The sequence below is a fragment of the Cupriavidus sp. MPR-AND1C genome (genome assembly GCF_058809705.1).
On sequence record NZ_JBXASU010000046.1, the window covers coordinates 26,307 to 45,690 of the forward strand.

A 19,384-nucleotide genomic window follows, 5' to 3' on the forward strand; every position below is an offset into this window, starting at 1 on the left:
GGTACAATGCGGGAAATCCCGAGGGCGTATTCATCGGTCCATCTCCCGCTTCAGCCAGGGAGTGGGGCGCGGAATCGCTTCGAGCAACCACCAGCGCATGCATCCATGGATACCTTGATTCGCGAATTCGATGTGGCCTTGCGTGCGATCGCAGGCGTCACCCGCGCCAGCCGCGCCAACCCCGCCGATGCGCTTGCGCCCGATGCGCAGAGCCTCGACGAGACGCAACGCCGCCACGTGGCCGGGCTCATGCGCATCAACCACGTGGGCGAGGTCTGCGCGCAGGCCCTTTACCAGGCCCAGAAGCTGACCGCGCGCACGCCGCAGGTCCGCGCGCAGATGGATGAGGCTGCCCGCGAGGAAGAAGACCACCTCGGCTGGTGCGCCGAACGCCTGCGCGAGCTCGGCTCGCGTCCCAGCCTGCTCAACCCGCTCTGGTACGCAGGCGCGTTTGCCATTGGCTGGGCGGCGGGGCGAGCCGGCGACCGCGTCAGCCTGGGATTCGTCTCCGAGACCGAGTACCAGGTCGAGCAGCACCTCAATGGCCATCTCGAGCAGATCCCCGTTGCCGACGACCGGTCGCGCGCGATCCTGGAGCAGATGCGCGATGACGAGGTGAGGCACGGCGCCGCCGCGCGCGAGGCGGGCGGCATGCCGCTGCCCTCGCCGGTGCGCGCGATGATGCGGGCGGCTTCCAAGGTGATGACCACCGCCGCTTATCGGATCTGAGGGACGGCGCCGGAGCGGGACGCCCCGCCCTGTCGCTTCGCGCGCCGGCAAGCCAGGCCCCCCGCACGCGGGGTAGACGCGAAAACGTTGTATCCTTCCATCGTTCCGGCTCGGCCGATTTTCCTGCTGCAGGCAGTTCCTTCCTCGGTTGTTCTCAGGTGGTTTCTCTGTTTTCTTCCATAAGATCTTCATTTCATTGGGAATTCACTTTTTCGGTGCGCGAGGTGTGCGCGCTAAGTCATTGTTCTAATTAAAAAAACCCGGATTGTTGCCCCATAACGAGCCTTGACCCGTGAAATCGCTTCCTCTAAAGTGGGAAATAGTGTGAGGAAGTGTGTTTTTGTGTGAAAACGCAGTCTGGCTATGGGATCATCGCCCAACGTCGGATTTAAAGGATTCACGCGCCAGCCGGTGGCAAGCATGCCGGCGCGGACCGGGGAGCTAGCTTGTTTCAGGGCGCATCGGCGCTGTCACTGGATGCCAAGGGCCGGATGTCGATTCCGGCGCGGCACCGTGAAGCGCTACAACAGCAGGCCGAGGGCCGGGTAACGCTGACCAAGCACCCGGACGGCTGCCTGCTGCTGTTTCCACGCCCTGAATGGGAAAACTTCCGTGGTCGCATTGCGGCTTTGCCGATGGACGCGCACTGGTGGAAGCGCATCTTCCTGGGCAATGCCGCCGACGTCGACATGGACGGCGCGGGCCGGGTGCTGATCGCGCCCGAGCTGCGTAGCGCCGCCTTGCTCGACAAGGAAGTCATGCTGCTCGGTATGGGCAGCCATTTCGAAGTCTGGGATGCCGCGACCTACGCCGCCAAGGAACAGCAGGCGATGGCGCAGGGCATGCCGGACGCATTGAAGAATTTCTCTTTCTGACGAGGTCATGAGCTCAACCCAAACGCCGGGGACCACCGCCCTGCGCCATCGCACCGTGTTGCTGGACGAGGCTGTCGAAGCCCTGGTCTGGCGGCCCGATGGCGTCTATGTGGACGGCACCTTCGGCAGAGGGGGGCACAGCCGGGCAATTCTGGCCCGGCTGGGCCCGGCCGGGGCACTGGTGGCCTTCGACAAGGATCCGGCAGCAATCGCAGAGGCGGGCACCATCAAGGATGCCCGCTTCTCCATTGAGCACACCAGCTTCGCCGAGATGCCGGCGGCGCTGGCGGGCCGGGGAAAGGTCGCCGGGATATTGCTCGACCTGGGCATCAGCTCACCCCAGATCGACGACGCGGAGCGGGGGTTTTCCTTTCGCTTCGAGGGACCGCTGGATATGCGCATGGACACCACGCGCGGCATTACCGCCGCGCAGTGGCTGGCGCAAGCGGATGAGCAAGACATCGCAAGGGTGGTACGGGACTATGGGGAAGAACGGTTTGCTGTACAGATTGCAAAGGCGGTTGTTGCTCGCCGGAGCGAACCCGGCCATGGCGGACCGCTTACCACTACTGCCGAGCTTGCCGCGCTCGTGGCGAAAGCCGTCAAAACACGCGAGAAGGGTCAGGACCCTGCGACCCGCACCTTTCAGGCTCTACGGATTCACGTCAATCAAGAGCTTGCGGACCTCGAAAGCGGCCTGAGCGCCGCTTACGACTTATTGCAGGAAGGCGGGCGGCTGGTGGTCATCAGTTTTCATTCGCTTGAGGACCGCATCGTCAAGCGGTTCATGCAGGCGCACGCCCGTCCGCAGCAGAATGCCGATCCCGCCATGCGCCGCGCGCCCCTGCGCGCGGACCAGCTGCCGCAGCCCACGCTGAAGCTGCTCGGCCGGGTCAAGCCGGGCGCCGAAGAGGTTGCCGCCAATCCGCGTGCCCGCTCCGCGGTGATGCGCGTGGCCGAGAAGCTGCCGTCCCCGGCGTCCCCTTCGTCCGCCTCCACCCAGAAGGCGGGCCACCCATGAACCGCCTGACTTTCTTCCTGCTGGCTGCCCTGATGCTGTGCGCGCTCTCGCTGGTGAGCGCGCAGCACCAGGCCCGCACCCTGTTCGTTGCCCACGAGCGAGCGCAGGCGGAAGAAAAGCAGCTCGACATCGACTGGTCCCGCTTGCAGTACCAGCAGAGCTCGCTCGGCAAGAGCGCGCGCATCGCGGACGCAGCCCGGACACAGCTGAAGATGACGCCGGTGCTTCCCGGCAGGACCCAGTACCTGGCCGGCGTGGTGCTGGACGCGCCGCCCGCCAGCGCGCCCGCGGCCGCAGCACCCGAGGGGAGTAAGCCATGACCATCGCCCGGCCCTCGCAAAACGCCCAGCGCGGCAACCCTTCGCGCCCGCGCACCGGCCAGTTCGCCGCTAGCCCCGTGCTTGGCCTGCGCCTGCCGATGTGGCGCTCGAAGCTGGTGGTGTTCATGATGTTCGCCGCCTTCGTCGCCCTGGCTGGGCGCGCGCTTTGGATCCAGGGCCCGGGCAACCAGTTCTACGAGGCCGAAGGCAAGAAGCGCTTCCAGCGCACGCTCGAGCTGCCCGCAACGCGCGGCAAGATCCTCGACCGCAATGGGCTGGTGCTGGCGACCAGCTTGCCCGTGAAGGCCATCTGGGCGGTCCCGGAGGACGTGCCCGACGAGATCGACGCTGACAAGATCCGCCAGTTGAGCAAGCTGCTCGACATGAGCGACAAGGAACTGCGCCGCAAATTCACGGAAGACAAGAGCTTTGTCTACCTGAAGCGCCAGGTGCTGCCGGACGTCGCGGACAAGATCGCCGCGCTCAAGATCGACGGCATTCACCAGACCCGCGAATACAAGCGCTTCTATCCGGAAGGCGAGGCGATGGCGCACATCGTCGGCTTTACCAATGTCGAAGACCGCGGCCAGGAAGGCGTGGAGCTGGCGCGCGAGGGCGTGCTGGCCGGCAAGTCCGGCGCGCGCCAGGTGATCAAGGACCGCCTTGGCCGCGTGGTGGAGGATGTGGGCATCCTCAAGACGCCGCGCGACGGCGAGGACCAGCAGCTCTCCATCGACGCCAAGATCCAGTACCTGGCCTACAACGAGGTCAAGGCCATCGTCGAGCGCAGCAAGGCCAAGGCGGCCAGCGCCGTGGTGCTCGACGCGCAGACCGGTGAGGTGCTGGCGCTGGCCAACTGGCCGACCTACAACCCCAACGACCGCACCCGCCTGTCGGGCGAGCAACTGCGCAACCGGGTCCTGACCGACACCTTCGAGCCGGGCTCGATGATGAAGCCGATCACGATCGGCCTGGCGCTGCAGCTCAAGCGCGTCACGCCGTCGACGGTATTTGCCACGACCGGCAAGTTCAACTACGAAGGCGCCACCATCAGCGACACGCACAACTACGGGGCGCTGACCGTGGCCGGCATCATCCAGAAGTCCAGCAACATCGGCACGACCAAGATTTCGATGCTGCTCAAGCCGCAGGAAATGTGGGATATGTATATGAGCGTGGGCCTGGGCCAGGCGCCCAAGATCGGCTTCCCCGGCGCCGTGGCCGGACGGGTGCGCCCGTACAAGAGCTGGCGGCCCATCGAGCAGGCGACCATGTCCTATGGCTACGGCCTGTCGGTGTCGTTGTTCCAGATCGCCCACGCTTACACGATCTTCGCCCATGATGGCGAACTGATCCCGGTCACCATGTTCCGGAACCAGGGCCCGGTCACTGGCGAGCGCGTGCTGTCGCCCGAGGTGGCGCGCCAGGTGCGTGCCATGCTGGAGACGGTGACGGCGCCTGGCGGCACTGCGCCCGAAGCCCAGGTGATGGGCTACCGGGTTGGCGGCAAGACGGGCACGGCGTACAAGCACGTTGGCCGCGGCTACGACCGCAGCAAGTACCGGGCTTCCTTCATCGGCCTGGCGCCGATGTCCAACCCGCGCGTGATCGTGGCCGTGAGCGTGGATGAGCCTACCTCCGGCAGCCACTACGGTGGCGCCGCGGCGGGCCCGGCCTTTTCCGCGATTACCGGCGGCGCGCTGCGCGCGCTCAATGTGCAACCGGACTCGCCGATCCGGCAGTTGGTCGTGAGCGACAAGGTGCAGGAAAGCGAACCGTGGAGCGCGACGCAATGAGCCAGCCGCTGCTCCCCCTCGAAGTGGCCGCGCAGGCTGGCGATGCCTTGGCCTGGCTGCGCCAGCACGCCCCCGCCGGCGCCAAGCTGACGGGCGACACGCGCCGTCTGGCCCAGGGCGATGTGTTCTTTGCCTATGTGCTGGGCAACGCGCGCCTGTCGACCGACGGGCGCCCCCATATCGCCCAGGCGATCGCCCGTGGCGCCAGTGCCGTGGTCTTTGAGGCCGATGGTTTCGCCTGGCCGCATGGCGAAGGCGTGCCGCATCTTGGCGTGTCGGGCCTGCACCAGCTCGCCGGCCCGATTGCCGCCGGCTGGTATGACAACGCCGCGCGCGATCTCGCCGTGACCGGCATCACCGGCACCAATGGCAAGACGTCGTGCTGCCAGTGGCTGGCGCGCGTGCTGCAGGCCGCGGGCAAGCGCTGCGCCACCATCGGCACGCTTGGCACCGGTTTTCCTGACGCGATCACGGCGACCGGCTTCACCACGCCCGACGCCGTCCAGTTGCAGGATAGCCTGGCTGCGCTGCACGGCGCCGGCGCGCGCGCGGTCGCCATGGAAGTGTCCTCGCACGGCCTGGAGCAAGGCCGCGTGGCCGGCACGCACTTTGCGGTGGCGGTGCTGACCAACCTGACCCAGGACCATCTCGACTACCACGGCACCATGGCCGAATACGAGGCCGCCAAGGCCCTGCTGTTCCAATGGCCAGGCCTGCGTGCCGCCGTGATCAACCGCGACGATGCCATGGGTGGTCGCCTGCTGGCCAACCCCGCGCTCGCCGCGCAGGTGATCGAGTACGGCATCGATGGCGCGGCCGGCCCGACCCGCAAGGCAGGACAGTGGCTGCGCGCGACCAACGTGCGCGCCACCGCTGCCGGCACGGCCTTCCATGTGGATGGCAGCTTCGGCAGCGCCGATGTCAGCACGCCGATGATCGGCGCCTTCAATGTCAGCAACCTGCTCGCCGTGCTCGGCGCCACGCTGGCCAACGGCATTGCCTGGGACGCAGCCCTCGACGCGCTGCGCACGCTCAAGCCGGTCGATGGCCGCATGGAGCTGTTCGGCGGCAGCCATGGCGGCCAGGACGGGCCGCTGGCAGTGGTCGACTACGCCCACACCCCGGATGCGCTGGAAAAGACGCTGGACGCGCTGCGCCCCGTGGCCCAGGCCCGCAAGGGCCGGCTGTGGTGCGTGTTCGGCTGTGGCGGCGACCGCGACCCGATCAAGCGCCCGCTGATGGGCGAAGTGGCCGAGCGGCTTGCCGACGAGGTGGTGCTGACCAGCGACAACCCGCGCAGCGAAGACCCGCAAGACATCCTGAACGCCATTGCCGACGGCCTGGCCGATCGTAGCCGCGCGCACCTGATCGAGGACCGCGCAGCCGCCATCCTGTATGCCATCAAGCACGCCACCGTAGCCGATGTGGTGCTGGTGGCGGGCAAGGGGCACGAAGCCACCCAGGAGGTGCAGGGCCGCAAGCGGCCTTTCTCCGACCGCGAGCATGTCCGGCTGACGCTGGGCACGCGTGGGGTGTCAGCATGACGCAATACACCATGACCGATTTGCAGCAAGCCGCCGGCTGGATCGCCGGCGCGCGTCTTTCCGGGCCCGATGGCGCAGGCAGCCGGGGGTTCTCGCGCGTGCTGACCGACAGCCGCACGGTCCAGCCCGGCGACCTGTTCGTCGCGCTCAAGGGCGAGCGCTTCGACGCGCACGATTTCCTGGCAGACGTGGTGGCGCGTGGCGCCGCCGCGGTGCTGGTGGACCGCGAGCCCGATGCCGCGCTTGGCATTCCCGCCATCGTGGTGCCCGATACGCGCCTGGCGCTGGGCCAGCTGGCCGCCGGCTGGCGCCGCCGTTTCAGCTTGCCCGCGGTCGCGGTGACGGGCAGCAACGGCAAGACCACCGTCAAGGAAATGATCGCCGCGATCTTCGCGGCGGCGGTAGGGGAGGGCGCCCGCCTGGCAACGGGCGGCAACCTGAACAACGATATCGGCCTGCCGCTGACTGTGCTGCGCCTGTCCGCTGCGCACCGGCTCGCCGTGCTCGAGCTCGGCATGAACCACCCGGGTGAGACCGTCTACCTGGCCAGCATCGCCCAGCCTACCGTGGCGGTAGTGACCAACGCGCAGCGCGAGCACCAGGAGTTCATGGTGAACGTGGAGGCCGTGGCGCATGAACACGCCGCGGCGATCGCGGCGTTGCCCGCGGACGGCGTGGCGGTGTTCCCGCTCGACGCCGAAGGCGGCGGCGCGCATGCCGGCATCTGGCGCCAGGCAGCCGGTGCGCGCCGCGTGCTGTCGTTTGGCCTGGATGCCAGCGCCGATGTTCGCGCCGATGTGGCTCTGGACGACGGCGTGCAAGTGATGCAGGTCAGCGCGCCTGGTGCTGCGTTCGAAGTCCGCCTGTCGGTGCTTGGCACCCACAACGTGCGCAACGCGCTGGCGGCGATCGCCTGCGCGCTGGGCGCGGGCGTCGGCATCGAGGCGATCCAGGCAGGGCTGGCCGGGTTTGCCGCGGTCAAGGGCCGGCTGCAGGTCAAGCATGCCACCGGCGGCACGCTGGTGATCGATGACAGCTACAACGCCAATCCCGATTCGGTACGGGCGGCCATCGACGTGCTGGCCGGGTTTGCCGCGCCGCGTTTGCTGGTGCTGGGCGACATGGGTGAAGTGGGCGACCAGGGGCCGGCCTTTCACACGGAGATCGGCGCCTACGCGCGCGCGCATGGCATCGAGTCGCTGTGGGCGACGGGCGCGGCCATGGTGCACGCGGTGCAGGCGTTTGGCGCCGCAGCCCGGTATTTCGAACGGGCCGAGGACCTCGCCCAGGTGTTGGCGCAAGACAAGGACGGTACCGTGGCGGCGGCAAGCGCGGTACTGGTGAAGGGATCTCGGTTCATGCGGATGGAACGGATGGTCGATGCGCTGGTCGCAAACACTCCCGCGCATTAATCGTCATCAACAGTTATTTACGCAATCAATCAGATAGCCCGGCGCCGCTGGGTGGTTGTCGAAAGGAATACGGACACACGATGTTATTGGCTCTGGCCCAGTGGCTGCAAAACGACTACAGCTTCCTGCGGGTCTTCAACTACCTGACCTTCCGCGCGGTGATGGCTAACCTCACCGCGCTTTTGATCGGGCTCGGCCTCGGGCCGTGGGTGATCCGCAAGCTGACCGAACTCAAGATCGGCCAGGCGGTGCGCACCATCGGCCCGCAGTCGCACCTGGTCAAGGCCGGCACGCCCACCATGGGTGGCGTGCTCGTGCTGGTGTCGATCGCCATCTCCACGTTGCTGTGGTGCGACTGGGGCAACCGCTTTATCTGGGTCGTGATGCTGGTGACCCTGGGCTACGGCGCGATCGGCTGGGTGGATGACTACCGCAAGGTGGTTTATCGCGATCCGCGCGGCATGTCGAGCCGCGAGAAATTTTTCTGGCAGACCCTGATCGGCCTGGTGGCCGCGGTCTACCTGGCGTTCTCGGTATCGGAAAGCAGCAATGTGCGGGTGTGGGACCTGTTCCTGGGCTGGGTCGAAGGCGGTTTGTCGCTCGACATGCCTTACAAGTCCAACCTGATCGTGCCTTTCTTCAAGGAAGTGAGCTATCCGCTGGGCGTGGCCGGCTTCATCGTGCTGACCTATCTGGTGATCGTGGGTTCGAGCAATGCGGTGAACCTGACCGATGGGCTGGACGGCCTGGTGATCATGCCGGTGGTGCTGGTCGGCAGCGGGCTGGGCGTGTTTGCCTACGTGATGGGCAGTTCGGTCTACAGCAAGTACCTGCTGTTCCCCCATATTCCCGGGGCCGGCGAACTGCTGATCTTTTGTTCAGCGCTGGCGGGGGCGGGGCTGGCCTTCCTCTGGTTCAACGCCCACCCGGCCCAGGTGTTCATGGGCGACGTCGGCGCGCTGGCGCTGGGCGGCGCGCTGGGCACGGTGGCAGTGATCGTGCGCCAGGAGATCGTGCTGTTCGTGATGGGCGGCATCTTCGTGGTGGAAACGCTGTCGGTGATGCTGCAGGTGGGGTGGTTCAAGATCACCAAGCGGCGCTACGGCGAGGGCAGGCGGTTGTTCAAGATGGCGCCGCTGCACCACCACTTTGAATTGTCGGGCTGGAAGGAAACGCAGGTGACGGTGCGCTTCTGGATCATCACCATGTTGTTGGTGCTGATCGGGCTGTCGTCGCTCAAGTTGCGCTGAAGCCAGCGCATATCTACTAACGCAGTAACGCAAGAAAGGCGGGAATCGAAGTGTTTGGCGAGTTGCAAAAACCTCATGTGCTGGTGCTGGGCCTCGGCGAATCGGGGCTGGCGATGGCGCGCTGGTGCGGCCTGTATGGTGCCCCCGTGCGCGTTGCCGACACGCGCGAGGCTCCCGCCAACCTTGTCTTCCTGCAGGCCGAGTTGCCCTCGGCCGAGTTTCATGGCGGCGCCCTGGCCGAAGCGCTGCTGGACGGCATCGAACTGGTGACGATCAGCCCCGGCCTGTCGCCGCTGGAGAGCGATACCGCCGCGCTGCTGGCAGCGGCGCGCGAGCGTGGCATTCCAGTCTGGGGCGAAATCGAACTGTTCGCGCGCGCGCTCGCGCATCTGCGGGCAGAGTCGGGCTACGCGCCGAAGCTGCTGGCCATCACCGGCACCAATGGCAAGACCACCACTACCGCGCTGACCGGCCGCCTGGTGGAGCGCGCCGGCAAGAGCGTAGCGGTGGCGGGAAATATCAGTCCGTCGGCGCTGGACAAGCTGGCCGCCTGCATTGCCTCGGCCACGCTGCCCGAGGTCTGGGTGCTGGAACTGTCGAGCTTCCAGCTGGAGACCACGCATACGCTGGCGCCGCACGCGGCCACCGTCCTCAATATCACCCAGGACCATCTGGACTGGCATGGCAGCATGCAAGCCTATGCCGCCGCCAAGGCTCGGATCTTCGGCCCGGCGCCGGCGCCCGGCGAAGCCGGCTGCCTGCAGATCCTGAACCGCAACGACCGTCTCAGCCTGGATATGGCCCGCCCGGCCAGCGCACTGGTGACCTTCGGCAACGATCTGCCCGAATTGCCGGGCTGCTTCGGCATCCAGCGCGAGGGCGGCATGCCCTGGCTGGTGGTGGCCGAGCCCGATAGCGAAGCCGAAGGCGAGAACAAGCCGCGCCGCCGCAAGGCTGCGGCCGCCGAGAGCGTGGAAGCCGTGCCGGTGCGTCACAAGCGCCTGATGCCGGCCGACGCGCTGCATATCCGTGGCATGCACAACGCCACCAACGCCATGGCCGCGCTGGCGCTGTGCCGCGCCATCGACCTGCCGATGAACGCGTTGCTGCATGGCCTGCGCGAGTACCGCGGCGAGCCGCACCGCGTGGAGTGGGTCGCCACGGTGGATGATGTCGAGTTCTTCGATGACAGCAAGGGCACCAATGTGGGCGCCACCGTCGCCGCGTTGTCCGGCCTGGACAAGCGGGTGGTGCTGATTGCCGGCGGGGAAGGCAAGGGGCAGGATTTTTCGCCGCTGGCCGCGCCGGTGGCGCAGTACGCGCGCGCCGTGGTGCTGATCGGCAAGGATGCCGGCGAGCTGCGTCGCGCGCTCCAGGACACCGGCGTCACGCTGGCCGATGCCGCCACGCTGGAGCAGGCGGTCACGCTGGCTGCCAGTGCAGCGCAGGGCGGCGACGCCGTGCTGCTGTCGCCGGCGTGCGCCAGCCTCGACATGTTCCGTAATTATGTGCACCGTGCCGAAGTCTTTTGCGCCGCGGTGGAAGAACTGGCGATGTCCAGGGGGATCGTGCCATGAGCGACGCACAGGTCAAGCGTAGCGGCTTTATCGGGGCCACCATCGGCAACGCCTGGGGCGGCTTGCGCGATGCGGTGTCCGGCGTCAAGCCGACGCGCTCGCGCATGATGGAATACGACCAGCCACTGCTGTGGGTGGCGATCGTGCTGCTCGCGCTTGGCCTGGTGATGGTCTATTCGGCCTCGATCGCGCTGCCTGACTCGCCGCGCTATGCCAACTACCGCGAGAGCCACTTCCTCGCGCGCCACGCGTTCGCGCTGTTCATCGGGCTGTCCATGGGACTGCTGGCTTTCCAGATCCCGGTCAAGTTCTGGGATAAGTACGCGCCCAAGCTGTTCGTGATCGCGCTGGTGATGCTGATCATCGTGCTGGTGCCGTTCGTGGGCAAGGGCGTGAATGGCGCGCGGCGCTGGATTCCGCTGGGCATCATGAACTTCCAGCCGTCCGAGCTCATGAAGCTGGCGGTGGTGCTGTACACCGCCAACTACACCGTGCGCAAGCAGGAGTGGATGCAGAACGTGGGCAAGGGCTTCCTGCCGATGGGCGTGGCCGTGGTGGTGGTCGGCATGCTGCTGCTGCTGGAGCCGGACATGGGCGCCTTCTTGGTGGTGGCTACCGTCGCCATGGGCATCCTCTTCCTCGGCGGCATCAACGGCAAGCTGTTCGCCGGCCTGGTTGGCGTGGCGGTGGGCGCCTTCGCGCTGCTGATCACGGCCTCGCCCTGGCGGCGCGAGCGGATCTTCGCATATCTCAACCCGTGGGAAGAAGCCAACGCGCTGGGCAAGGCTTACCAGCTCACCCATTCGCTGATCGCCTTCGGCCGCGGCGAGTGGACCGGGGTGGGGCTGGGCGGCAGCATCGAGAAACTGCACTACCTGCCCGAGGCGCATACCGACTTCATCCTCGCCGTGATTGGCGAGGAGTTCGGCTTCGTGGGCGTGCTGGTGGTGATCGTGCTGTTCTACTGGATGGTGCGCCGCGCCTTCGAGATCGGCCGTACCGCCCTGCAGCTCGACCGCACCTTTGCCGGCCTGGTGGCCAAGGGCATCGGCATCTGGGTTGGCTGGCAGACCTTTATCAATATGGGCGTGAACCTTGGCCTGCTGCCGACCAAAGGGCTGACCTTGCCGCTGGTGAGCTACGGCGGCTCGGGCATTTTGATGAACTGCGTGGCGCTGGCGATCCTGCTGCGTATCGACTACGAGAACCGGGTGATGATGCGCGGAGGGAAGGTATGACCGTAGCGCAGCATCACTTGGTTCCGGCGGAGGCTAACTTCCTGCGCAAGCAGGAAGTTAAGCGCAGCGGCCGTAGCCACAACCATTCAATGATGCGCGGAGGCAAGGTATGACCGCACCGCGCACCTTGCTCGTGATGGCTGGCGGCACCGGGGGGCATGTCTTCCCCGGGCTGGCGGTTGCGCGCGCGCTGCGTGAGCAGGGCTGGCGGGTGGTATGGCTGGGCAACCGCAACGGCATGGAAGCCACGCTGGTGCCCAAGTACGACATCCCGATGGAGTTCATCCAGTTTGGTGGCCTGCGCGGCAAGGGCCCGCTGACCAAGCTGATGCTGCCGCTGAACCTGTTGCGCGCCTTCTGGCAAAGTCTGCAGGCGTTGCGCCGGGTGCGGCCCAACGTGGTGCTGGGCATGGGCGGCTATATTACGTTCCCCGCCGGCATGATGGCCTCGCTGCTGGGGCGCCCGCTGGTGCTGCACGAGCAGAACTCGATTGCCGGGCTGGCCAACAAGGTGCTGGCCAAGGTCGCGGACCGGGTGCTGTGCGCCTTTCCGAATGCCCTGCCGGACAGCGAGTGGACCGGCAACCCGGTGCGCGATGAAGTGGCGCACATGCCGGCGCCCGAGGCGCGCTACGACGGCCGCACCGGCCCGTTGCGGCTGCTGGTGGTGGGCGGCAGCCTGGGTGCGGCGGCGCTCAACGAGGTCGTGCCCAAGGCGCTGGCACTGCTGCCGCCGGGCGAGCGCCCGCTGGTCAAGCACCAGGCCGGCGCCAAGCAGATCGACAGGCTGCGAGCCAACTATCAGGCCGCGGGCGTGGCGGCGCAAGCCTTGCCCTTTATCGACGACATGGCGGCGGCATACGCAGAGGCGGATCTGGTGATCTGCCGCGCGGGCGCAATGACCGTGTCGGAGGTGGCGGCAGCAGGCGTGGCGGCACTGTTCGTGCCGTTCCCGCATGCGGTCGATGACCACCAGACCACCAATGCGGAATTCCTCTCGACCCAGGATGCCGCCTTGCTGGTCCAACAGAACGAACTGACCGCGAGCGGGCTGGCGCAGACGCTGGCCTCGCTGTCGCGGCCCCGACTCAGAGAGATGGCGCATCAGGCGCGCGGTCTCGCCAAGCCCGAAGCAACCCGGCGCGTGGCGGAGATCTGCAGCCAGATGGCCAGGGATTGAACCAACGGATTCATGAAGCACATCGTCAAGAACATCCATTTCGTAGGCATCGGCGGCGCCGGCATGAGCGGCATCGCCGAGGTCCTATTGAACCTGGGCTACAAGGTCTCAGGGTCCGACGTGGGCAGCAATGCCGCCACGCGGCGCCTCGCGTCGCTCGGCGCGACCGTGATGCACGGGCATGATGCCGCCCACGTCAACGGCGCCAATGCGGTGGTGGTGTCCACCGCCGTGACCAACGACAACCCCGAGGTGCTGGCCGCGCGCGCCAAGCGCATCCCGGTGGTGCCGCGCGCGGTGATGCTGGCCGAGTTGATGCGCCTGAAGCAGGGCGTGGCCATCGCCGGCACGCATGGCAAGACCACCACCACCAGCTTGGTGGCGTCGGTGCTGGCTGAAGGCGGACTTGATCCCACCTTCGTGATCGGCGGCCGGCTCAACTCGGCGGGCGCCAATGCGCGCCTGGGCACGGGCGACTTCATCGTGGCCGAGGCCGACGAGTCGGATGCCTCGTTCCTGAACCTGTTCCCGGTGATCGAGGTCATCACCAACATCGACGCCGACCACATGGACACCTACGGGCATGACTTTGCCCGGCTCAAGCAGGCGTTCGTGGAGTTCACCCAGCGCCTGCCGTTCTATGGCATCGCCGTGCTGTGCGTGGACGACCCCAACGTGCGCGAGATCATGCCGTTCGTGTCCAAGCCAATCGTGCGCTACGGCTTTGCCGAAGATGCGCAGGTGCGTGCGGTCAATGCCCGCGCCGTCGACGGCCAGATGCATTTCACCGTGCTGCGCCAGTTGAACGGACACGCCGAGGCGCCGCTGGAGGTGGTGCTGAATTTGCCGGGCATGCACAATATCCAGAACGCGCTGGCGGCGATTGCCATCGCGACCGAGCTGGAGGTGCCGGACGCCGCCATCGTCAAGGCGCTGCGCGAGTTCCACGGGGTGGGACGCCGCTTCCAGCGCTATGGCGAAGTGGCTTGCGTCGGCACTAACGAGCAGGGCGAGGCCAAGAGCGCGGGCACCTTCACGCTGGTGGACGACTACGGCCACCATCCGGTCGAGATGGCCGCGACGCTGGCCGCCGCGCGCGGTGCGTTCCCGGGGCGCCGGCTGGTGCTGGCGTTCCAGCCGCACCGCTATACCCGCACACGCGACTGCTTCGAGGACTTCGTCAAGGTGCTGGGCACCGTGGATGCGCTGCTGCTGGCCGAGGTCTATGCCGCCGGGGAAGCCCCGATCGTGGCCGCCGATGGCCGCGCGTTGACACGCGCGCTGCGCGTGGCAGGCAAGGTTGAACCCGTTTTTGTGGAGCAGATCGACGAAATGCCGCAGGCTATCCTGAACGCCGTGCGTCCCGGCGATGTGGTGGTGACGATGGGCGCGGGCACGATCGGTATCGTGCCCGGACAACTGGTTTCTCAGCAAGCAGGGGGCCAGGCATGAGCTTCGTCGCCCATCCCAATATCGATCCCAAGGCGCTGGGCAAGGTTGGCGTGCTGCTTGGCGGCCGCTCGGCCGAGCGCGAGATATCGCTGCTGTCGGGCAACGGCGTGCTGGCGGCGTTGCGCTTGCGCGGCGTCGATGCCCATGCCTTCGATCCCGGCCTGCAGTCGGTGGCCGAGCTGGCCACGGCTGGCTTTGACCGCGTCTTTATTGCCCTGCACGGCCGCTACGGCGAGGACGGCACCATCCAGGGCCTGCTCGAGCAGCTCGGCGTGCCCTATACCGGCAGCGGCGTGCTGGCCTCTGCGCTGGCCATGGACAAGCAGGCCACCAAGCGCTTGTGGACCACGCACGGCCTGCCCACGCCGCGCTTCGCCATGCTGCAGGCCGATACCGATTTCGACGCTGTTGTGGCCGACCTGGGCCTGCCCCTGATCGTCAAGCCGGCGCGCGAGGGCTCGTCCATCGGTCTGACCAAGGTGACCGAAGCCGGCCAGATGCGTGCCGCCTTCGAGAAGGCCGCGGCGCTGGACAACGACGTGATCGCCGAAACCTTCATTGACGGCGCGGAGCTGACCTGCCCGATCGTGGGGGAGGGCGCCACCGCCGAAGCGCTGCCGGTGATCCGCATCGTCGCTCCCGGTGCGAACTACGACTATCAAAACAAGTACTTTACTGACGATACCCAGTATCTGTGCCCGTCGGGCCTGCCGGCCGACGTGGAAGCCGAAGTCCGGCGCCTGGCGGTGCAATCCTTCCGCGTGCTGGGTTGCCGCGGCTGGGCGCGTGCCGACGTGATGCTCAGCGCCGACAACAAGCCTTACCTGCTCGAGATGAATACCTCGCCCGGCATGACCGGCCATTCGCTGGTGCCGATGGCGGCGCGCGCGGTGGGCATCAGCTACGAGGACTTCGTCATGCAGGTGATTGCCGCGGCCACGCTGGACCTGCATCCCAGCGCGGCCTGGAAGCCCGATTGAGCATAGACCGAGCCAACACTGAACCCTGACTGACCGGAACCGGGACAACGCAACGCCATGTGGCACAACACTCGCCTGCTTAACCTGATCGCCTCCACGCTCTATGCGCTGGTGGCGATGATGGCGTTCGCTGCCGGCTTGCTATGGCTGGCGCAGCGGCCGGTGTTTGCCATTACCCACGTCGAGCTGGTGTCGATGGAAGGCGGCACCCTGCGCCATGTCAATGCGCCGAGCGTGCGCGCCAACGCCCTGGGCAAGCTGTCGGGGAGCTTTTTCACGCTCGACCTGAACGAGGCGCGCCAGATCTTCGAGTCGGTGCCCTGGGTGCGCCGTGCCAGTGTGCGGCGCGAATGGCCCAACGGGCTGGCGGTCGAGGTCGAGGAGCACGAAGCCCTCGGTACGTGGGGCAATGCCGACAGTGGCCGCCTGATCAACACTTATGGCGAAGTTTTCGTCGCCAATCCGGCCGAAGCCGAGGAAGATGCCCAGTTGCTCGCCCTCGATGGCCCGCCGGACAGCGAGAGCGATGTGGTGGACAAGCTCGAAGTCATGCGCGAGTGGTTCAAGCCGCTGAAGGTGGAGCCGCTGGCGGTCACGCTGTCTTCCCGCTACGCCTGGCGCGCCAAGCTTTCCAACGGCATGGTGGTGGAGCTTGGCCGTGAACAGAACGACGAGGAGCGCGACGCCATGGACCAGCGCGTCAAGCGGTTCGTGGTGGCCTGGCCCCAGGTCACGGAGCAGTGGGGCAAGCAGATCGAGTACGCGGACCTGCGATACCCCAACGGGTTTGCGATTCGCGCGGCTAACGTGCGCTTCCTGACCGATGCGCAGGCAGCGGCTGCGGCCAAGGCGAGGGCAACTGGTTCCAGCACGAGCACGAATACGAATACGAATACGAACGCCAGCACCAATCCAAACAACAATCCGACGCGACTCAAGAGCAAGAACGCGGAGAAAAACCGATGAGCAAGGAATACAAGGACCTACTGGTCGGTCTCGATATCGGCACTTCCAAAGTGGCCGCGGTGGTGGCCGAGTTGCGCCCCGACGGCAGCTACGAAGTGATCGGGATGGGCCAGTCAGAGTCCAAGGGTCTGAAGAAAGGGGTCGTGGTCAATATCGAGGCCACCGTGCAGTCCATCCAGCGTGCGCTGGAGGAGGCTGAACTGATGGCCGACTGCAAGATCTCCGAGGTGTTTACCGGCATTGCCGGCAGCCATATCCGCAGCTTCAATTCCAGCGGCATGGTGGCGATCAAGGACAAGGAGGTCACCCAGACCGATGTGGCCCGGGTGATCGAGACCGCCAAGGCGGTCAATATCCCGACCGACCAGCAGATCCTGCACATCCTCACGCAGGAATTCATCATCGACGGCCAGGAGGACGTGCGCGAGCCGATCGGCATGAGCGGCATTCGCCTGGAAGTGAAGGTGCATATCGTCACCGGCGCGGTTAGCGCGGCGCAGAACATCGTCAAGTGCGTGCGCCGCTGTGGCCTGGAGGTGCACGACCTGATCCTGCAGCCGCTGGCTTCCAGCCTGGCGGTGCTGACCGAGGACGAGAAGGAGCTCGGCGTGGTGCTCGTCGATATCGGTGGCGGCACCACCGATATCGCCATCTTCAGCGAAGGCGCGATCCGGCATACGGCCGTGATCCCCATCGCCGGCGACCAGATCACCAACGACATCGCTATGGCGCTGCGCACGCCCACGCCCGATGCCGAGGACGTCAAGATCCAGTACGGCATCGCCAAGCAGGCCATCGCCGATCCGGAAGACATGATCGAGGTCCCTGGCGTTGGCGACCGCGGTACGCGTTCGCTGTCGCGCCAGGCGCTGGCGGCCGTGATCGAGCCGCGTATCGAGGAGTTGTACTCGCTGGTGCACCAGGTGGTGCGCGAATCGGGCTACGAAGAATTGCTGTCGTCGGGGGTCGTCATCACCGGCGGCACCGCGATGATGCCGGGCATGGTGGAACTGGGCGAGGACATCTTCCTCAAGCCGGTTCGGGTCGGCGTGCCGGAATATCGCGGAAATTTGCACGAAGTGGTAAAGAGTCCGCGCTATTCGACCGTAATGGGACTACTGCTCGAAGGCCGCGTGCAGCGCATGCGCGGGCGCAAGGTGGCAGTGCAGAGCGGCTCGGTCAAGCAGGTGTGGACCCGCATGAAGGAATGGTTCGTCGGCAACTTCTGAACGTTGCAGGCGATCGGATTGCACTGGATTGAATGGCGGGGCTGTCCACCGAACGGCGGGCAGGCCGTTGAACACGCAGTTTTTTGATGGTTTCTTGTTCAGTAACCAAGGGTTGCGGCGGGGAGGCTGCAGCGTTTGGCGGCTGATTCTTCTTGGAGGCAGTGATGGACTTTGACATGATCGAAACGGAATTGCAGGACGGCACCATCATCAAGGTGATCGGCGTGGGCGGCGCGGGCGGTAACGCTGTGCAGCACATGATCAGCCGTGGCGTGCAAGGCGTTGAATTTATCTGCATGAACACCGATGCGCAGGCGCTCAAGCGCTCCAGCGCTTCGCGCGTGCTGCAGCTTGGCAACACCGGCCTGGGGGCCGGTGCCAAGCCGGAGGTCGGCCGCAACTGTGCAGATCAGGCGCGCGAGCAGATCGCCGACTCGCTGCGTGGTGCGCACATGGTCTTCATCACTGCCGGCATGGGCGGCGGCACCGGTACCGGCGCTGCCCCGGTCGTGGCCCAGGTTGCCAAGGAAATGGGCATCCTGACCGTGGGCGTGGTCAGCAAGCCCTTCGAGTTCGAGGGTGCGCGCCGCGCCAAGGTGGCGGAAGCTGGCTCGGGCGAGCTGGAGTCCTGCGTCGATTCGCTGATCGTTGTGCTCAACGAAAAGCTGTTCGAAGTGATGGGCGATGACGCCGAGATGGACAAGTGCTTCCAGTGCGCCGACGACGTGCTGCACAACGCGGTTGCCGGCATTGCCGAGATCATCAATGTCGATGGCCTGGTGAACGTCGACTTCGAAGACGTGAAGACGGTCATGGGCGAGCAGGGCAAGGCCATGATGGGCACGGCCACCGTGTCGGGCGTTGACCGCGCCCGCCTGGCTGCCGAGCAGGCTGTCGCCAGCCCGCTGCTGGAAGGCGTGGACCTGTCGGGCGCACGCGGCGTGCTGGTCAACATCACGGCCAGCCGTTCGCTCAAGCTGTCGGAAACCAAGGAAGTCATGAACACCATCCGCAGCTACGCCGCGGAAGATGCCACCGTGATCTTTGGCACGGTGTACGACGACGCCATGGGCGACGCACTGCGCGTGACCGTGGTGGCGACGGGCCTGGGCCGTTCGGCCAAGAAGCAACAGCCGATGACCTTGCTCAAGACCGGTACCGACAACATGCCGGTACAGATGATGGGCAACATGGCCAGCAACGTTGGCGTAAGCCACAGCAGCGCGCCGGACTACAGCAATCTGGACACGCCGGCGGTATGGCGCAGTTCGCGCGAGTCCGCGTCCGCCCACGTGGCTGCGCTGCAGGAAAAGGGTGTGGATACGTACGACATCCCGGCCTTCCTGCGCAAGCAGGCGGACTGAGTTGGCTCGGCAAGGGGCCGGCACGGCCGGTTGCCATCAGGCCGCGACCCCGGACCAGCGAAACACGCAAGCGCTCCCTACGCTCGTGTTCCGCCCGGTGGTCTCGGACTGAGCGGCAACCTGCCTGGCTGCCCTTTCGCTGACGCTCAGGCTGCATCCCGTCGCCGGGACAGGCGTGCCTCCGGCCGCCTCCCCGGACTGGTCTCCCGCCCCTCCCGGCCGGGATGTGCCGTCGTCCGCGCGTTGATCGCAAGATCGGCGCGCGGATTTATTTCAAGAGCAGCGTGGCCCGCAGCATGAAAGGCCGCCTTCAAGTGATGTAATCGTCGTGCGCCACGTGGCGCGAGCCACCCGATGTTCCCTGCGTGAGAGCCTGGGTACCGCTTTGTCGGAGGATTCCGACGAAGTAACGGGCGGTGAACCGCCTTGGGCACCCGCGGCGGGCGCACTA

The 19,384-nt window shown here is 66.4% G+C and carries 16 protein-coding genes; all 16 read left to right on the plus strand.

Annotated features, from left to right (window positions below; translation table 11 throughout):
• The first annotated feature begins 105 nt into the window (after window positions 1-105).
• The 16 genes from coq7 (at window position 106) to ftsZ (ending at window position 18,933) form a co-directional block, all read left to right on the plus strand.
• Complete coding sequence (gene coq7, locus AC1RWI_RS22875; RefSeq protein WP_043349850.1) at window positions 106-729, plus strand: 2-polyprenyl-3-methyl-6-methoxy-1,4-benzoquinone monooxygenase; 624 nt, start codon at window positions 106-108, stop codon at window positions 727-729.
• Window positions 730-1,175: 446 nt separating this feature from the next.
• Window positions 1,176-1,604, plus strand: a complete 429-nt coding sequence (mraZ, locus tag AC1RWI_RS22880) for a division/cell wall cluster transcriptional repressor MraZ (RefSeq protein ID WP_043349847.1) — start codon at window positions 1,176-1,178, stop codon at window positions 1,602-1,604.
• Window positions 1,605-1,611: 7 nt separating this feature from the next.
• Window positions 1,612-2,625, plus strand: coding sequence for a 16S rRNA (cytosine(1402)-N(4))-methyltransferase RsmH (rsmH, locus tag AC1RWI_RS22885; RefSeq protein WP_043349844.1), 1,014 nt, complete (start codon window positions 1,612-1,614; stop codon window positions 2,623-2,625).
• Complete coding sequence (gene ftsL, locus AC1RWI_RS22890; RefSeq protein WP_043349840.1) at window positions 2,622-2,945, plus strand: cell division protein FtsL; 324 nt, start codon at window positions 2,622-2,624, stop codon at window positions 2,943-2,945. Before rsmH ends, ftsL begins: the two co-directional genes overlap by 4 nt.
• Window positions 2,942-4,741 carry a peptidoglycan D,D-transpeptidase FtsI family protein gene (locus AC1RWI_RS22895; protein ID WP_043349836.1) on the plus strand — a complete coding sequence of 600 codons (1,800 nt, stop codon included), beginning with the start codon at window positions 2,942-2,944 and terminating at the stop codon, window positions 4,739-4,741. The genes ftsL and AC1RWI_RS22895 overlap by 4 nt, the downstream gene beginning before the upstream one ends.
• On the plus strand, window positions 4,738-6,285 hold the full coding sequence (locus tag AC1RWI_RS22900; RefSeq protein WP_043349833.1) for a UDP-N-acetylmuramoyl-L-alanyl-D-glutamate--2,6-diaminopimelate ligase: 1,548 nt from the start codon (window positions 4,738-4,740) through the stop codon (window positions 6,283-6,285). Before AC1RWI_RS22895 ends, AC1RWI_RS22900 begins: the two co-directional genes overlap by 4 nt.
• Entirely contained in the window at window positions 6,282-7,697 is a 1,416-nt protein-coding gene (locus AC1RWI_RS22905; RefSeq protein ID WP_043349828.1) for a UDP-N-acetylmuramoyl-tripeptide--D-alanyl-D-alanine ligase, read from the plus strand. The genes AC1RWI_RS22900 and AC1RWI_RS22905 overlap by 4 nt, the downstream gene beginning before the upstream one ends.
• 80 nt (window positions 7,698-7,777) lie before the next feature.
• Complete coding sequence (gene mraY, locus AC1RWI_RS22910) at window positions 7,778-8,947, plus strand: phospho-N-acetylmuramoyl-pentapeptide-transferase (RefSeq protein WP_017227540.1); 1,170 nt, start codon at window positions 7,778-7,780, stop codon at window positions 8,945-8,947.
• 50 nt (window positions 8,948-8,997) lie between these two features.
• Window positions 8,998-10,524 carry a UDP-N-acetylmuramoyl-L-alanine--D-glutamate ligase gene (gene murD / locus AC1RWI_RS22915; protein ID WP_043349824.1) on the plus strand — a complete coding sequence of 509 codons (1,527 nt, stop codon included), beginning with the start codon at window positions 8,998-9,000 and terminating at the stop codon, window positions 10,522-10,524.
• Window positions 10,521-11,762 carry a putative lipid II flippase FtsW gene (gene ftsW / locus AC1RWI_RS22920; RefSeq protein ID WP_043349820.1) on the plus strand — a complete coding sequence of 414 codons (1,242 nt, stop codon included), beginning with the start codon at window positions 10,521-10,523 and terminating at the stop codon, window positions 11,760-11,762. Before murD ends, ftsW begins: the two co-directional genes overlap by 4 nt.
• A 109-nt stretch (window positions 11,763-11,871) precedes the next feature.
• Complete coding sequence (gene murG, locus AC1RWI_RS22925) at window positions 11,872-12,942, plus strand: undecaprenyldiphospho-muramoylpentapeptide beta-N-acetylglucosaminyltransferase (protein WP_043349816.1); 1,071 nt, start codon at window positions 11,872-11,874, stop codon at window positions 12,940-12,942.
• A 12-nt stretch (window positions 12,943-12,954) separates the two neighbouring features.
• Complete coding sequence (murC, locus tag AC1RWI_RS22930; RefSeq protein ID WP_043349812.1) at window positions 12,955-14,394, plus strand: UDP-N-acetylmuramate--L-alanine ligase; 1,440 nt, start codon at window positions 12,955-12,957, stop codon at window positions 14,392-14,394.
• A complete protein-coding gene (locus AC1RWI_RS22935) occupies window positions 14,391-15,374 on the plus strand; it encodes a D-alanine--D-alanine ligase (protein WP_043349809.1) in 984 nt (327 codons plus the stop codon). Before murC ends, AC1RWI_RS22935 begins: the two co-directional genes overlap by 4 nt.
• A 57-nt stretch (window positions 15,375-15,431) precedes the next feature.
• Window positions 15,432-16,340, plus strand: coding sequence for a cell division protein FtsQ/DivIB (locus AC1RWI_RS22940; RefSeq protein WP_043349805.1), 909 nt, complete (start codon window positions 15,432-15,434; stop codon window positions 16,338-16,340).
• The gene (gene ftsA, locus AC1RWI_RS22945) at window positions 16,337-17,569 is read left to right on the plus strand and encodes a cell division protein FtsA (RefSeq protein WP_035875601.1); all 1,233 of its coding nucleotides are present in this window, start codon (window positions 16,337-16,339) and stop codon (window positions 17,567-17,569) included. Before AC1RWI_RS22940 ends, ftsA begins: the two co-directional genes overlap by 4 nt.
• Before the next feature lie 164 nt (window positions 17,570-17,733).
• A complete protein-coding gene (gene ftsZ, locus AC1RWI_RS22950; RefSeq protein ID WP_043349799.1) occupies window positions 17,734-18,933 on the plus strand; it encodes a cell division protein FtsZ in 1,200 nt (399 codons plus the stop codon).
• The last annotated feature ends 451 nt before the right edge of the window (window positions 18,934-19,384 follow it).

What these genes read in the sequence shown, in the direction of transcription:
- coq7 (WP_043349850.1), top strand. Translation starts at nt 106, where the DNA reads ATGGATACCTTGATTCGCGAATTCGATGTGGCCTTGCGTGCGATCGCA.
- rsmH (WP_043349844.1), top strand. Translation starts at nt 1,612, where the DNA reads ATGAGCTCAACCCAAACGCCGGGGACCACCGCCCTGCGCCATCGCACC.
- ftsL (WP_043349840.1), top strand. Translation starts at nt 2,622, where the DNA reads ATGAACCGCCTGACTTTCTTCCTGCTGGCTGCCCTGATGCTGTGCGCG.
- AC1RWI_RS22895 (WP_043349836.1), top strand. Translation starts at nt 2,942, where the DNA reads ATGACCATCGCCCGGCCCTCGCAAAACGCCCAGCGCGGCAACCCTTCG.
- AC1RWI_RS22900 (WP_043349833.1), top strand. Translation starts at nt 4,738, where the DNA reads ATGAGCCAGCCGCTGCTCCCCCTCGAAGTGGCCGCGCAGGCTGGCGAT.
- AC1RWI_RS22905 (WP_043349828.1), top strand. Translation starts at nt 6,282, where the DNA reads ATGACGCAATACACCATGACCGATTTGCAGCAAGCCGCCGGCTGGATC.
- mraY (WP_017227540.1), top strand. Translation starts at nt 7,778, where the DNA reads ATGTTATTGGCTCTGGCCCAGTGGCTGCAAAACGACTACAGCTTCCTG.
- ftsW (WP_043349820.1), top strand. Translation starts at nt 10,521, where the DNA reads ATGAGCGACGCACAGGTCAAGCGTAGCGGCTTTATCGGGGCCACCATC.
- murG (WP_043349816.1), top strand. Translation starts at nt 11,872, where the DNA reads ATGACCGCACCGCGCACCTTGCTCGTGATGGCTGGCGGCACCGGGGGG.
- murC (WP_043349812.1), top strand. Translation starts at nt 12,955, where the DNA reads ATGAAGCACATCGTCAAGAACATCCATTTCGTAGGCATCGGCGGCGCC.
- AC1RWI_RS22935 (WP_043349809.1), top strand. Translation starts at nt 14,391, where the DNA reads ATGAGCTTCGTCGCCCATCCCAATATCGATCCCAAGGCGCTGGGCAAG.
- AC1RWI_RS22940 (WP_043349805.1), top strand. Translation starts at nt 15,432, where the DNA reads ATGTGGCACAACACTCGCCTGCTTAACCTGATCGCCTCCACGCTCTAT.
- ftsA (WP_035875601.1), top strand. Translation starts at nt 16,337, where the DNA reads ATGAGCAAGGAATACAAGGACCTACTGGTCGGTCTCGATATCGGCACT.
- ftsZ (WP_043349799.1), top strand. Translation starts at nt 17,734, where the DNA reads ATGGACTTTGACATGATCGAAACGGAATTGCAGGACGGCACCATCATC.